This is a genomic window from Streptomyces sp. RP5T, assembly GCF_003933965.1.
In the GTDB taxonomy this organism is placed as follows: Bacteria; Actinomycetota; Actinomycetes; order Streptomycetales; family Streptomycetaceae; genus Streptomyces.
The window spans coordinates 1-14,504 of sequence record NZ_RSAJ01000187.1; the positions used below are offsets into that span (position 1 = coordinate 1).

13 protein-coding genes are annotated in these 14,504 nt (G+C 71.5%); 8 read left to right on the top strand and 5 right to left on the bottom strand.

Translation table 11 applies throughout. The features are described 5' to 3' along the window. Nucleotides 1-2,339: bifunctional SulP family inorganic anion transporter/carbonic anhydrase (locus EHS43_RS20440; protein ID WP_221740743.1), on the top strand; the 2,339-nt coding region annotated here is incomplete at its 5' end. A 56-nt stretch (nt 2,340-2,395) separates the two neighbouring features. Here the strand turns inward: EHS43_RS20440 and EHS43_RS20445 are convergent. Together EHS43_RS20445 and EHS43_RS20450 are read right to left on the bottom strand one after the other, a co-directional pair. Continuing rightward, nucleotides 2,396-2,968: a hypothetical protein gene (locus tag EHS43_RS20445; RefSeq protein WP_125192212.1), complete on the bottom strand. Its 573-nt coding sequence runs from the start codon at nt 2,966-2,968 to the stop codon at nt 2,396-2,398. Continuing rightward, a complete protein-coding gene (locus tag EHS43_RS20450) occupies nt 2,965-3,570 on the bottom strand; it encodes an RNA polymerase sigma factor (RefSeq protein WP_125192213.1) in 606 nt (201 codons plus the stop codon). The genes EHS43_RS20445 and EHS43_RS20450 overlap by 4 nt, the downstream gene beginning before the upstream one ends. 230 nt (nt 3,571-3,800) lie before the next feature. On the opposite strand from EHS43_RS20450, the gene acs reads away from it, so the two are divergent. From acs to EHS43_RS20475, 5 genes are all read left to right on the top strand, one after another. Next, a complete protein-coding gene (gene acs / locus EHS43_RS20455) occupies nt 3,801-5,759 on the top strand; it encodes an acetate--CoA ligase (protein WP_125192214.1) in 1,959 nt (652 codons plus the stop codon). Nucleotides 5,760-5,909: 150 nt separating this feature from the next. Next, nucleotides 5,910-7,328 carry a Na+/H+ antiporter NhaA gene (gene nhaA, locus EHS43_RS20460; RefSeq protein WP_125192215.1) on the top strand — a complete coding sequence of 473 codons (1,419 nt, stop codon included), beginning with the start codon at nt 5,910-5,912 and terminating at the stop codon, nt 7,326-7,328. Between the two features lie 59 nt (nt 7,329-7,387). Continuing rightward, the gene (locus EHS43_RS20465) at nt 7,388-7,894 is read left to right on the top strand and encodes a phage holin family protein (RefSeq protein WP_125192216.1); all 507 of its coding nucleotides are present in this window, start codon (nt 7,388-7,390) and stop codon (nt 7,892-7,894) included. Continuing rightward, entirely contained in the window at nt 7,891-8,832 is a 942-nt protein-coding gene (locus tag EHS43_RS20470; RefSeq protein WP_125192217.1) for an alpha/beta fold hydrolase, read from the top strand. Before EHS43_RS20465 ends, EHS43_RS20470 begins: the two co-directional genes overlap by 4 nt. 127 nt (nt 8,833-8,959) lie before the next feature. Further along, nucleotides 8,960-9,145: a hypothetical protein gene (locus EHS43_RS20475; protein ID WP_125192218.1), complete on the top strand. Its 186-nt coding sequence runs from the start codon at nt 8,960-8,962 to the stop codon at nt 9,143-9,145. 22 nt (nt 9,146-9,167) lie between these two features. Here EHS43_RS20475 and EHS43_RS20480 read toward each other — a convergent pair whose 3' ends face one another. The 3 genes from EHS43_RS20480 to nth all read right to left on the bottom strand — a co-directional run bounded on the left by EHS43_RS20480 (nt 9,168) and on the right by nth (nt 12,263). Beyond that, entirely contained in the window at nt 9,168-10,367 is a 1,200-nt protein-coding gene (locus tag EHS43_RS20480) for a MarP family serine protease (protein WP_125192219.1), read from the bottom strand. Between the two features lie 91 nt (nt 10,368-10,458). Then, complete coding sequence (locus EHS43_RS20485; RefSeq protein WP_125192223.1) at nt 10,459-11,148, bottom strand: CoA pyrophosphatase; 690 nt, start codon at nt 11,146-11,148, stop codon at nt 10,459-10,461. A 155-nt stretch (nt 11,149-11,303) separates the two neighbouring features. Continuing rightward, nucleotides 11,304-12,263, bottom strand: coding sequence for an endonuclease III (gene nth, locus EHS43_RS20490; RefSeq protein ID WP_125192220.1), 960 nt, complete (start codon nt 12,261-12,263; stop codon nt 11,304-11,306). Nucleotides 12,264-12,599: 336 nt separating this feature from the next. Between nth and EHS43_RS20495 the strand changes: the two genes are divergently transcribed. Together EHS43_RS20495 and EHS43_RS20500 are read left to right on the top strand one after the other, a co-directional pair. Next, nucleotides 12,600-13,274 carry a Crp/Fnr family transcriptional regulator gene (locus EHS43_RS20495; RefSeq protein ID WP_007383667.1) on the top strand — a complete coding sequence of 225 codons (675 nt, stop codon included), beginning with the start codon at nt 12,600-12,602 and terminating at the stop codon, nt 13,272-13,274. Nucleotides 13,275-13,534: 260 nt separating this feature from the next. Continuing rightward, nucleotides 13,535-14,362, top strand: coding sequence for a nucleotidyltransferase (locus tag EHS43_RS20500; RefSeq protein ID WP_125192221.1), 828 nt, complete (start codon nt 13,535-13,537; stop codon nt 14,360-14,362). Nucleotides 14,363-14,504: the final 142 nt, after the last annotated feature.

Here is a 14,504-nt window from a genome sequence, read left to right on the forward strand (position 1 = left end):
CACCGACCCCGCCCCGCCGCTTCCGGGGCTTCCGGATCGCGGGCGCCGACGTGTCGGCCTCGATCGCGGTCTTCCTGATCGCCCTGCCCCTGTCCCTGGGCATCGCCCTCGCCACCGGAGCGCCGCTCCAGGCCGGCCTCGTGGCCGCCGCCGTCGGGGGGATCGTCGCCGGCCGGCTGGGCGGGTGTCCGCTCCAGGTCAGCGGTCCCGCCGCCGGACTCACCGTGGTCACCGCCGACCTGATCCACCGCTACGGCTGGCGGACCACCTGCGCCATCACCGTCCTCGCCGGAGTGGTCCAACTCGGCCTGGGCTGCCTGCGGGTGGCCCGCACCGCGCTCGCCGTCAGCCCCGCGATCGTGCACGGCATGCTCGCCGGAATCGGCGTCACCATCGCCGTGGCCCAGTTGCACATCGTCCTCGGCGGCACCCCGCAGAGTGCCGTCCTCGACAACCTCCGTGCCCTGCCCGCCCAGTTGGCGCGGGTGCAGCCCTCCGCGGTCTCGGTGAGCGCGCTGACCCTGGGCCTGCTCTTCCTCTGGCCGCGCATCCCCGGCCGGGCGGGCCACCTCCTGCGCAGGATCCCGGCCGCGCTCGTGGCCGTGGCCGGCGCCACCACCGTCGCCTGTCTCGTCGGGCTGGCCGTGCCGAAGGTCGACCTGCCGTCCTGGAGCAGCCATGCGCTGGCCGGACTGCCCGAGGGGCCCGTGCTGGGGCTGGTCGCGGCCGTGCTGACCACCACGCTGGTGTGCAGCGTGCAGTCGCTGCTGGGCGCGGTGGCCGTCGACAAGCTGGCGGCCGGACGCCCCGACCTGATCTCCGCGAGCAGCGGCGAGGGGCGCGGCGCCCGCGTCGGCCGCTCCGACCTGGACCGCGAACTGCTCGGCCAGGGCGCCGCCAACATCGTCTCCGGCTCCCTCGGCGGACTGCCCGTCGCCGGTGTGGCGGTGCGCAGTTCCGCCAATGTCCAGGCGGGCGCCGTCAGCCGGAACTCCACGATGCTGCACGGCGTTCTCGTAGTGATCGCCGCGCTGCTGATGGTCCCCCTCCTGGAGTTCATCCCGCTCGCCTCGCTCGCCGCCCTGGTGATGGCCGTCGGCATCCAGATGGTGTCCCTGCACCACATCCGCACGGTGACCCGCCACCGAGAGGTCCTGGTGTACGCCGTCACCACCCTCGGCGTGGTCGTGTTCGGCGTGCTGGAGGGTGTGACGCTGGGCATCGCCGTCGCCGTCGCCGTCTCTCTGCACCGCCTCACCCGCACCCGGATCACGCACTGCGAGAGGGAGGGAGTCCATCACGTCCATGTACGCGGGCAGTTGACGTTCCTCGCGGTGCCCCGGCTCAGCCGGGCCCTGCATCTCGTCCCGCACGGGGCGGCCGCCGTGGTGGAGCTGGACGGGTCGTTCATGGACCACGCGGCGTACGAAGCCCTGCAGGACTGGCAGAAGACGCACACCGCGCAGGGCGGTTCCGTCGAGCTGACCGGGCGCAGACCCGGGACGCGCATCGCCGAGCCGTCGGATTCCGCCCACTGCCGCTGCCGCCCCTGGACGGCCTGGCGCAACCACCAGTGCGAGCGCCCGTATACCGCGCAGGCCACGGAAAGCACCGGTGCGTCCGGTGAGCCCGGTGCCGCGCGGGAGCCGGGCGCGCCGAGGGAGTCGAGCGGGCACGAACTGGCGCGTGGCATCAGCGCGTTCCAGCGCAACACCGCGCCGATCGTGCGCGGTGAGCTGGCCCGGCTGGCGCGTGAGGGCCAGCGGCCCGACCAGCTCTTCCTCACCTGTGCCGACTCCCGGCTGGTCACCTCGATGATCACCTCCAGCGGCCCGGGCGACCTGTTCGTGGTGCGCAATGTGGGCAACCTCGTCCCGCTGCCCGGCGAGGAGAGCGGGGACGACTCGGTGGCGGCCGCAATCGAGTACGCGGTCGAGGTGCTGAAGGTGCGCTCCATCACCGTGTGCGGGCACTCCGGCTGCGGGGCCATGCAGGCCCTGCTCAACTCCGAGCCGGGCGGCGCCCGCACCCCGCTGAAGCGCTGGCTGCGACACGGACTGCCCAGCCTGGAGCGGATGGCCGACGCCGGCCGGCCCTCCGCCCGGCTGGCCGGACGGGCCGCCGCCGACGCGGTGGAGCAGCTCTGTCTGACCAACGTGGTGCAGCAGTTGGAGCATCTGAGCGCCCACGACTCGGTGGCCCGCGCCCTGCGGAAGGGGGAGCTGGAGCTGCACGGGATGTACTTCCACGTGGGCGAGGCGCAGGCGTACCTGCTCACCGGGGCGGACGGCGACGGACTGTTCGGCCATGTGGAGGCGGCGGCGGACCTGCCGGCGTGAACTGCACGGGTGTGCGGCCCCTCCTGGAGGGGCCGCACACCTCCGCGGCGATACAGCTAGGCACGCCGGGGCCGGTCCGGCGTCGGTTTCACCGGGACGCAGGGCTCGACGTCGGCCTCGGTCGGGTAGACGTCGACCTTGTGCGGGTCCCTTCCGTCGTTGAAGTTCACGAAGACGAGCACGTTGCCGCGGTGCAGGGTGATCTTCCGAGCCCAGTGGAAGGTGAAGAGCGGGACCCGTTCACCCGCACTGTCGTGTGCCCACAGCACCGTGTCCCCCCGGCAGACATAGCCGGGTCGCAGGATCTGCACCTCCACCTCGATCCCGTTGGGGCGCAGACGCCGTGCGAGCTCGCGCTGGTCGCCGACGTCGATGTACTGCTCGTTGGCGGTGAGGGTGACGGTTCCGTCGTCGTGGCGTTCCAGCGCATAGGCCGGAGACTCGGCCGGCGTACCCGGCGCCAGCACCACGGCGAGTCCGGCCGCCGCGCAGAGTCCCGCGGCCAGGGCGAGCCGGCGGCCGGTGAGCAGGGGCCGCCGTACGGGGGGCACCCGCCGGGACTCCCGTCGCCCGATCTCCTCCTGCAGCTCCGCCAGCAGCCGGTCCTCGAACGTCGTCGTGGTCGTCATGCCGCTCCCCCGCTTGCTTCCGTGACGTACGACAGGGAGCTGCCGTTCAGCTCCCCGCCCGGTGATTGCGTCTGCTCCCGCAGCGACTTGCGCGCCCGGTGCAGCCGTACACGCGCCGCGACCTGACTGATCCCCAACGCCGTGGCGGCTTCGCCGACCGTCAGCTGGTCGACCGCGACCAGTTCCAGGACGGCTCTCTCCCCCGCGGGGAGCCGTTCCAGGGCGGCCAGGGCGCGGCGGCCCGGGCTCTCCGCGTCGAGCTTGTCCTCCAGCCGGGCGATGTCGTCCGGCTCCAGCAGCCGCCGCCCGCAGATGCGCCGGTCGCGGTCCGTCTCGCGGGCCAGCCGCCGGCGCTCCCCCGCGACGACGTTGCGGGCGATGCCGTACAGCCAGGCCCGTTCGCTGCCCCGGGACGCGCGGTAGGTGTGGGCCGAGTCCAGGACCGCCAGGAAGATCTCCGCGGTCAGATCGGCCACGGTGTGCGGGTCCGCGACACGCCGGGCCACGAAGGACGTGATCGCGTCCACATGGCGCCGGTAGAACTCCTCGAAGAGCCGTGGGTCGCGGACCGCCGCCCGCGGCCCGCCCCGTATGCCGTCCACGCAAGCTCCTTTCGTCGATGGCGCTTCACCCGTACTTGGGCGCGAGTGTGAAAGGCGTTACAGACGCTGAACTCCGCCTGGTCGGCGTCCGTGGGTACGGATGACCACGGCCGCCGGACTCGACGGGTCCACAGGTCTAAACCAATTTCCGGTCGACCCTTGTCATCGCACCCCCGGTCTGATGAGCTGTGGCCTGGGACACAACGGACACCCTGGGAAAGGCAGATGCCGTGAGCAACGAAAGCCTGGCCAACCTGCTCAAGGAAGAGCGCAGGTTCGCACCCCCCGCCGACCTGGCCGCGAACGCCAACGTCACGGCGGAGGCGTATGAGCAGGCCAAGGCTGACCGACTCGGTTTCTGGGCCGAGCAGGCCCGCCGGCTGAGCTGGGCCAAGGAGCCGACCGAGACACTGGACTGGTCGAACCCGCCGTTCGCCAAGTGGTTCCAGGACGGCGAGCTCAACGTGGCGTACAACTGCGTGGACCGGCACGTCGAGGCGGGGCACGGCGACCGGGTCGCCATCCACTTCGAGGGCGAGCCCGGGGACAGCCGCGCGATCACCTACGCCGAGCTCAAGGACGAGGTGTCCAGGGCCGCGAACGCCCTGCTGGAGCTGGGGGTCCGCAAGGGCGACCGGGTCGCCGTCTACATGCCGATGATCCCCGAGACGGCGGTCGCGATGCTCGCGTGCGCACGGATCGGCGCCGCGCACTCCGTGGTCTTCGGCGGCTTCTCGGCGGACGCCCTCGCCACCCGCATCCAGGACGCGGACGCCAAGGTCGTCATCACCTCCGACGGCGGCTACCGGCGCGGCAAGCCGTCCGCGCTCAAGCCCGCCGTCGATGAGGCGGCCGGCAAGGCCGGCAACGTCGAGCACGTGCTGGTCGTCCGCCGGACCGGCCAGGAGGTCGCCTGGGACGACAGCCGGGACGTGTGGTGGCACGAGATCGTCGAGCGGCAGTCGGCCGAGCACACCCCCGAGGCGTTCGACGCGGAGCAGCCGCTGTTCATCCTCTACACCTCCGGTACGACCGGTAAGCCCAAGGGCATCCTGCACACCTCCGGCGGCTACCTCACCCAGACCGCGTACACCCACCACGCCGTCTTCGACCTCAAGCCGGAGACCGACGTCTACTGGTGCACGGCCGACGTCGGCTGGGTGACCGGGCACTCGTACATCGTCTACGGCCCGCTCGCCAACGGCGCCACCCAGGTCATGTACGAGGGCACGCCGGACACCCCGCACCAGGGCCGCTTCTGGGAGATCATCCAGAAGTACGGGGTGACGATCCTGTACACGGCGCCCACCGCCATTCGTACGTTCATGAAGTGGGGCGACGACATCCCCGCGAAGTTCGACCTCAGCAGCCTGCGGGTGCTGGGCTCGGTGGGCGAGCCGATCAACCCCGAGGCGTGGATCTGGTACCGCAAGCACATCGGCGCCGACCGCACGCCGATCGTGGACACCTGGTGGCAGACCGAGACCGGCGCGATGATGATCTCCCCGCTGCCGGGGGTCACCGCGACCAAGCCCGGTTCCGCGCAGACCCCGCTGCCCGGCATCTCCGCGACCGTCGTGGACGACGAGGCCCACGAGGTCCCGAACGGCGGGGGCGGCTACCTGGTCCTCACCGAGCCGTGGCCGTCGATGCTGCGCACCATCTGGGGCGACGACCAGCGCTTCCTCGACACGTACTGGTCGCGCTTCGAGGGCAGGTACTTCGCCGGTGACGGCGCCAAGAAGGACGACGACGGCGACATCTGGCTGCTGGGCCGCGTCGACGACGTCATGCTGGTCTCCGGGCACAACATCTCGACCACCGAGGTGGAGTCCGCGCTGGTCTCCCACCCGTCGGTCGCCGAGGCGGCCGTCGTCGGTGCCGCCGACGAGACGACCGGGCAGGCGATCGTCGCCTTCGTGATCCTGCGCGGCACGGCGAACGCCGAGGACGAGGCCCTCGTCAACGACCTGCGCAACCACGTAGGCGCCACCCTCGGCCCGATCGCCAAGCCGAAGCGGATCCTGCCGGTGCAGGAGCTGCCGAAGACTCGCTCCGGGAAGATCATGCGCCGCCTGCTGCGGGACGTCGCCGAGAACCGCCAGCTCGGTGACGTCACCACGCTGACGGACTCCACGGTCATGGACCTGATCCAGGCCAAGCTGCCGGCCACGCCCAGCGAGGACTGACCGGCTGCCTGAGCGCGGGGGGCGTCGGGGGCGGGAGCGCACCCGGCGCCCCTTTTAGGTAAACTAAGCAAAGGAGCGTGACCCTCAAGGTGTGCCGGGAAGTCTGGTCGGCAAGCAGCACAGCCCTGCCCACCGACCGGAGGTCCCCCGATGCCAGCGCCCAACCGTAAGGTCTTCGGACGCCTCTCCCTCCCCGAGCGGGCCTACGTCATGGACGCGCTGCGGGCCGAGACGGTCGGCGGTGTGCTGCTGCTCATCGCCGCCGTCACCGCGCTGGTCTGGGCGAACGTCCCCGCGCTGCACGCCAGTTACGAGAGCGTCAGCCACTACCACCTCGGACCCTCGGCCCTCGGGCTCGACCTGTCCGTCGAGCACTGGGCCGCCGACGGACTCCTCGCGATCTTCTTCTTCGTGGCCGGCATCGAGCTCAAGCGCGAGCTCGTCGCCGGGGACCTGAAGGACCCCAAGGCGGCCGCGCTGCCCGTGGTCGCGGCCCTGTGCGGCATGGCCGTACCGGCCCTCGTCTACACGCTCACCAACCTCGTCGGCGACGGCTCCCTGTCCGGCTGGGCCGTGCCCACCGCCACCGACATCGCCTTCGCGCTCGCCGTGCTCGCCGTCATCGGCACCTGGCTGCCGAGCGCGCTGCGCGCGTTCCTGCTCACCCTGGCCGTCGTCGACGACCTCTTCGCGATTCTGATCATCGCGGTCTTCTTCACCGCCGACATCGACTTCGCCGCGCTCGGCGGCGCGGCCGTCGGCCTCGCGGTCTTCTGGCTGCTGCTGCGCAAGGGCGTGCGCGGGTGGTACGTCTACGTTCCGCTCGCGCTGGTGATCTGGGCGCTGATGTACAACAGCGGCATCCACGCCACGATCGCGGGCGTCGCGATGGGCCTGATGCTGCGCTGCACCAGGCGGGAGGACGAGGAGCACTCACCGGGTGAGCACATCGAGCATCTCGTACGGCCGCTCTCGGCGGCCCTCGCGGTCCCGCTGTTCGCCCTCTTCAGCGCGGGCGTCTCCGTCTCAGGCGGCGCGCTCGGCGATGTGTTCACCAAGCCGGAGACCCTCGGCGTGGTGCTCGGCCTGGTCCTCGGCAAGGCACTCGGCATCTTCGGCGGGACCTGGCTGACGGCCCGCTTCACCCGCGCCTCGCTCAGCGACGACCTGGAGTGGGCCGACGTCTTCGCGGTGGCGACCCTCGCCGGCATCGGCTTCACCGTGTCGCTGCTCATCGGGGAGCTCGCCTTCGACGGCGACGCGACGCTGACCGACGAGGTCAAGGCGGCCGTGCTCCTCGGCTCGCTCATCGCGGCGACCCTCGCGACCGTGCTGCTGAAGCTGCGCAACGCCAAGTACCGCAAGCTGTACGAGGCCGAGGAGCGCGACGACGACCAGGACGGCATCCCGGACGTGTACGAGGAGGACGACCCGGCGTACCACCTGCGGATGGCGGCCATCCTGGAGCGCAAGGCGGCCGAGCACCGCCGGATCGCGGAGCGCAAGACGGCCGAGCGGCTTGCCGAAGTGGCGGGCGGGGCAGGCGAGGAGGACCACCGTCGGGCATGATCTGACGGGACGGTACAAAAGACACGGCCCAGACAGAGTCAGTGAAGAGGGAGACCGCGATGAGCGCACCCGACGGCAGCCCGGTCGGCGCCGAACGCAGCATCGGCCAGCTGTTCGCCTCGGCGACGACCGAGATGTCCGCGCTGGTGCACGACGAGATCGCGCTGGCGAAGGCGCAGCTCAAGCAGGACGTCAAGCGGGGCGCGGCGAGCGGCGGCGCGTTCAGCGTGGCCGGTGCGGTCCTGCTGTTCTCCCTGCCGATGCTCAACTTCGCGCTGGCGTACGGCATCCGGACCTGGAGCGACTGGAACCTCGCGGTCTGCTTCCTGCTGTCCTTCGCCGCCAACGTCCTGGTCGCGCTGGTCCTCGCGCTGATCGGTGTCGTCTTCGCCAAGAAGGCGCAGAAGAGCAAGGGCGCGCAGAAGGTCGCCGCCTCGATGAAGGAGACGGCCGGCGTGCTGCAGAACGCCAAGCCGCACCCGCGTCCCGGCCACGACAACAAGATCCTGGAGGAGCGGGTCCGGGAGACGAAGGCCATCGAGGCTGTGGCACGCTCGTCCTCATGACCGACCCCGCCACCCCTTCGGCGCAGCAGCCCGCCTCTCTCGTACGGCCCGACGGTCCCTGGACGCACCGGGACGTGGCGGCCAACGGCGCGCGCTTCCACATCGCCGAACTGGGCGACGGACCGCTCGTGATGTTCCTGCACGGCTTCCCCCAGTTCTGGTGGACCTGGCGCCACCAGCTGGAGGCGCTCGCCGACGCCGGCTTCCGGGCCGTGGCCATGGACCTGCGCGGCGTCGGCGGCAGCGACCGCACCCCGCGCGGCTACGACCCCGCCAACCTCGCCCTCGACGTCACCGGCGTGATCCGCTCCCTCGGCGAGCCGGACGCCGCGCTGGTCGGCCACGACCTGGGCGGCTACCTGGCGTGGACGGCGGCCGCGATGCGTCCCAAGCTGGTACGCCGGCTCGCGGTCGCCTCGATGCCGCACCCCCGGCGCTGGCGCTCGGCGATGCTCTCCGACCTCAAGCAGACCCGGGCCGGCTCCTACATCTGGGGCTTCCAGCGGCCCTGGGTCCCCGAGCGGCAGCTGACCGCGGACGACGGCGCGCTGGTCGCCGAGCTGATCCGGGACTGGTCCGGCCCGCGGCTGCCGGACGACCACGCGGTGGAGACGTACCGCGCGGCGATGTGCATCCCCTCGACGGCGCACTGCTCGGTCGAGCCGTACCGGTGGATGGTGCGGTCGATGGCCCGGCCCGACGGGATCCAGTTCAACCGGCGCATGAAACGGCCCGTGCGGGTGCCGACGCTGCATCTGCACGGCTCGCTCGACCCGGTGATGCGGACCAGGAGCGCGGCGGGCTCCGGCGAGTACGTCGAAGCGCCGTACCGCTGGCGGCTGTTCGACGGCCTCGGGCACTTCCCGCACGAGGAGGATCCGGTCGCCTTCTCGACAGAACTGATCAATTGGCTGAAGGATCCCGAACCCGATCGGTGACCGAAAGGTCGCGCCCGGTATCCGGACCTGAACGCCTGTCCTACGAACGGCCACTTGCCCGGCGCATAGGCCAATTGGGGGGCGTGGGAGCGGTTATCGACCTTGGGGCGGGGGCACACGTCCGGGTATGGGCTGGACGCACGACTACGGTGACGCAGCACGCAATCGACGCTCGGGCGCTGCCCTGAGCACCCACCACCAGGGCGGTGCCCCGCAACTGCCGGGCGGCACGGACCTGCGCGTGGGCATTCCGCGCATCCTGCGCCGCCGGGCCCGCTGGGTCTCGGTGCGCCTGCGTCACCCCCGCGGCTGACGCACCGCTCTTCCGGCACCCCTCACAGCGCGCAGCTGTCGCTGTCCACCTGCTGGTTCGCGGTACGCCCCTTGACGATGTCCTCCTGGATCTCGTCCGCGGTGAGCGCGTACCCGGTGTCGGGGTCGTCGAGCGACTTCGCGAACACGACGCCGTACACCTTGCCCTGAGGGGTGAGCAGCGGACCGCCGGAGTTGCCCTGGCGGACGGTCGCGTAGAGGGAGTAGACATCGCGGTCGACGGTTCCGCGGTGGTAGATGTCCGGTCCGTGGGCGTCTATGCGCCCGCGCACCCGCGCGGGGCGGACGTCGTACGAGCCGTTCTCCGGGAAGCCCGCGACGATCGCGCTGTCCCCGCTGGCCGCGTCCTCGGACGTGAACCGCAGCGCGGGCGCGTCCAGATCGGGCACGTCCAGTACGGCGATGTCGCGCTGCCAGTCGTAGAGGACGACCGTGGCGTCGTACTTGCGGCCCTCGCCGCCTATCTGGACGGTGGGCTCGTCGACGCCGCCGACGACGTGGGCGTTGGTCATGACGCGGCGGTTGCCGAAGACGAAGCCGGTGCCCTCCAGGACCTTGCCGCAGCTCTGCGCGGTCCCCATAACCTTGACGATGGAGCGCTGGGCGCGGGTGGCGACGGCACTGTTCGCGAGCTTGGGGTCGGGCGGCTGGACCTCCTTGATCGGCTCGTCGGAGAACGGGCTGAAGACCTGCGGGAAGCCGTTCTGCGCGAGGACGGAGGTGAAGTCCTTGAACCAGGTGTCGGCGTCGGAGGGCAGCGCCTCCTGCACGCCCAGGAGCACCTTGGAGCCGCGGACCTCCTTGCCGACCGTCGGCATGGTGGTCTGCGCGAGGGTGGCGCCGATCAGCCAGGCGACCAGGAGCATCGCGAGGACGTTGACCAGGGCGCCTCCGGTCGCGTCCAGGGCGCGGGCCGGGGACCAGGTGATGTACCGGCGCAGTTTGTTGCCGAGATGGGTGGTCAGGGCCTGGCCGATGGAGGCGCAGACGATGACGACGACCACGGCCACGACGGCGGCGACCGTGCCCACCTCCGCGTGGTCGGTCAGCGCGTCCCAGACGACCGGCAGGGTGTAGACGGCGACCAGGCCGCCGCCCAGGAACCCGATCACCGACAGGATGCCGACGACGAAGCCCTGGCGGTAGCCGACGATCGCGAACCACACGGCGGCGACCAGCAACAGGATGTCCAGCACGTTCACCGGTTCGAGCCTCGCCTCATCACTTCGCGTTCACCACAGGTCGGCCGGCCGGGGGCTGTCCCCGGGAAGACACAGCACGGACGCCACCCTGTCATGCGCGCCAGTCGAGCGGGACCTGCTTCTCGCGGTCCCAGGGCCGCTCCCAGCCCGCGTAGTGCAGGATCCGGTCGATGATGCCGGCGGTGAAGCCCCAGACAAGGGCCGATTCGACCAGGAATGCCGGACCTCGGTGTCCGCTGGGGTGCACGGTCGTCGCACGGTTGTCGGGGTCCGTGAGATCCGCCACGGGGACCGTGAACACGCGGGCCGTCTCGTTCGGATCGACGACCCCGACCGGGGTGGGTTCGCGCCACCAGCCCAGCACCGGGGTCACCACGAAACCGCTGACCGGGATGTACAGCTTGGGCAGCACGCCGAAGAGCTGGACGCCGGACGGGTCGAGGCCGGTCTCCTCCTCGGCCTCGCGCAGCGCGGCCCGGAGCGGACCGTCACCCTTCGGATCGCCGTCCTCCGGGTCGAGCGCGCCACCGGGGAACGACGGCTGCCCGGCGTGCGACCTGAGCGAACTCGCCCGCTCCATGAGCAGCAGCTCGGGCCCGCGCTCGCCCTCGCCGAACAGGACCAGCACGGCCGACTGGCGCCCGGCGCCGTCCGCCGGCGGCAGGAAGCGGCTGAGCTGGAGCGGCTCGATCGTCTCCACGGCGTGCACCACCGGGTCCAGCCAGCTCGGCAGGCCGTCCTTGCTGAGCGTCACGCCCGTCGTACGGCTCGCCCGTGTCATCGCCACCCCCGTCGTCCTGAACAGCCCAACGCCCGACGGCCCCTGAATCGTTCCACCCGCACCTCACACACCCCGAGCGCTCCCGCACCACCCTCGGCCCGTCCGACGCGGTCCGCCGATCCGCGCGCCCGCCCCGGGCCGCACCGTCCGTGTCCTCACCCGGCGGCCCCCAGGGGCGGCGCCGCCTTGCCGCCCGCGTCCAGGTAGGCCTGCGGGGGGTTCAGCCGCTGGCCCGGGAAGCCGCCCTTCTCGTACTTCAGGAGCTTGCGCGCCTTCTCCGGGTCCGTCTCGCCCTCGCCGTAGGCCGGGCAGAGCGGGGCGATGGGGCAGGCGCCGCAGGCGGGCTTGCGGGCGTGGCAGATGCGGCGGCCGTGCCAGATGACGTGGTGCGACAGGTTCGTCCAGTCGCTCTTCGGGAAGAGCGCGGAGACGGCGGCCTCGATCTTGTCGGGGTCGGTCTCCGCGGTCCACTGCCAGCGCCTGACCAGCCGCATGAAGTGGGTGTCGACGGTGATGCCGGGCCGCCCGAAGGCGTTGCCGAGGACGACGAAGGCGGTCTTGCGGCCCACACCGGGCAGCGTCACGAGGTCGTCGAGCCGCCCGGGGACCTCCCCGCCGAAGTTCTCCACCAGGGCCTTGGACAGCCCTATCACCGACTTGGTCTTGGCCCGGAAGAACCCGGTCGGCCGGAGGATCTCCTCGACCTCCTCGGGGTTGGCCGCGGCCAGGTCCTCGGGGGTCGGGTACTTGGCGAACAGCGCCGGGGTCGTCTGATTGACCCTCAGGTCGGTGGTCTGCGCGGACAGGACCGTCGCCACGATCAGCTGGAAGGGGTTCTCGAAGTCCAACTCGGGGTGGGCGTACGGGAACACCTCGGCGAGCTCGCGGTTGATGCGCCGGGCACGGCGGACGAGGGCGGTCCGCGACTCGTTCCGCGGCGGCTTCGCGGCGACCGCCTCCGCGGCGACCTTCTTCGTGGCCGAGGCCTTCTTCACCGCGGCCGCCGCCTTCTTGGGGGCGACGGTCGCCTTCTTCACGGCGGCACCCCTGCGCACGGGAGCCGCCTTCTTCGCCGGCTCGTTCCCGGCCTTCTTCGCCGAAGCCCTCTTCTCCACCGGAGCCTTCCCTGCCGCTTTTGCCGTTTTCTTTCCACCCCCGGCGTCCTGTTCGCCCACGGCGGAATCCCGACGCGCAACCACCCGCCCAGCCCCCTCGGCCTGTGCTCTCACCGGCGTTTTGGACACCCGGCCAGCCTAGGGCCCGGCACTGACATCCGCCCCGGACCCCGGGGACCGGCCCCCAATTGGACCCCTGCCGCTTACCCCGGGACATGTGTGCGGCATCCTTGTGACAGATCACACTGTTTGGACCGTCCGGCAAAATGGGCACCGGGTTCCCCTGGTACCAAAGGGGAACAAGATCCCCTGAGCAGGTCGACAAGGAGAGAACTCGTGGACGACGTTCTGCGGCGCAACCCGCTCTTCGCGGCACTCGACGACGAGCAGTCCGCGGAACTGCGCGCCTCCATGAGTGAGGTGACGCTCGCACGTGGTGACTCCCTGTTCCACGAAGGCGACCCGGGCGACCGGCTCTACGCCGTCACCGAGGGCAAGGTGAAGCTCCACCGCACCTCCCCCGACGGCCGCGAGAACATGCTGGCCGTGCTCGGCCCCGGCGAACTCATCGGCGAGCTGTCGCTCTTCGACCCCGGCCCGCGCACGGCGACCGCCACCGCGCTGACCGAGGTCAAGCTGCTCGGCCTCGGCCACGGTGACCTCCAGCCCTGGCTGAGCGCACGCCCCGAGGTGGCCTCCGCGCTCCTGCGCGCCATCGCACGGCGTCTGCGCAGGACCAACGACCAGATGTCCGACCTGGTCTTCTCGGACGTGCCGGGCCGTGTGGCCCGCGCGCTGCTCGACCTCTCCCGCCGCTTCGGCGTGCAGTCCGAGGAGGGCATCCACGTCGTCCACGACCTCACGCAGGAGGAGCTGGCCCAGCTGGTCGGCGCCTCCCGCGAGACGGTCAACAAGGCCCTCGCGGACTTCGCCCAGCGCGGCTGGCTGCGCCTGGAGGCCCGCGCGGTGATCCTCCTGGACGTCGAGAGGCTCGCCAAGCGCTCCCGCTGAGCACGGATCGTCGTACGACCTCGAAGGGCCCTGCCGCACGGCGGGGCCCTTCTCATATCGCCGGAGCACCGCTCCCGCAGCCGGCGTGACCGGTGCCGGTGACCGGTGCCTATGACAGGTGATCGCCGCCGCTGCCCCTCCCGCAGCGCCGCACGCCGCCTGCCCGCCCTTCCCCGCCGATGACCACGTTCGGCCCCACACGGGCCGCCCAGGGCCGTAAATGAGCTGTTCCCGGGCCCGCCCCCGGGCACAGTGATCCCATGGCCGCCGAAACCGTTCCTCCTTTGGCCCCCAAAGGGCTCGACGCCCAGGGCTTCATCGAGCGCGAGGGCTCCCTCGGGCGGATCCCGCAGCCCTTCCGCCCGGTCGTCGCCGCCGCCCGCGACCGGGTGCCGGCCCTGTTCGGGCCCCGGCTGCACAGCGCGTACCTCTACGGCTCGATCCCGCGCGGCACCGCGCGCGTGGGCCGCAGCGACCTGGACCTCCTGCTGGCCCTGCGCGACGAGCCGACCGACGCGGACCGGGAGGGCGTACGGGAGCTCGGGGAGGCGCTCGACAAGGAGTTCCCGCAGATCGACGGGGCCGGAACGCTCCTCTACAGCCGAGCTCGCCTGCTGAGCGACCTGGAACGCCACGACCTGGGCTGGTTCGTGGCCTGTCTGTGCACCCCGCTGCTCGGGGACGACCTCGCGGAGTACCTCCCCCGCTACCGCCCCGACTCCCTCCTGGCCCGCGAGACCAACGGCGACCTCGCCCTCCTGCTCCCCCGCTGGCGCGAACGCCTCAAGGCGGCGGACTCGGACGAGACCCGGACCCGGCTGGTCCGTTTCCTGTCCCGGCACCTGGTCCGCACCGCGTTCACCCTGGTCATGCCCCGCTGGAACGGCTGGACGAGCGACCTGGCAGAGATGGCGGAGGTCTTCGCCGCCTACTACCCCGAGCGCGCCGAGCAGCTGAGGGCGGCGGCCGTCCTGGGACACGCCCCGACCGCCGACCCGGCCGTACTGCGCGCGTACGTCGACGATCTGGGCCCATGGCTCGCGGACGAGTACACGCGCGTGCACGGCACGAAGACCCTCAGGGCCTGATCCGCCGGACGGGCCCTAGTAGTGCTTCGTTAGGTCTATCCGTTTGCGCTGATCAAGAGCATGTTGGTCGTGTGGATGCGCATGAAGTGAACCGATTACGGGCCGCGTTGGGGCTGTTCGTGGCGGATGTGTTCGCCTCGGT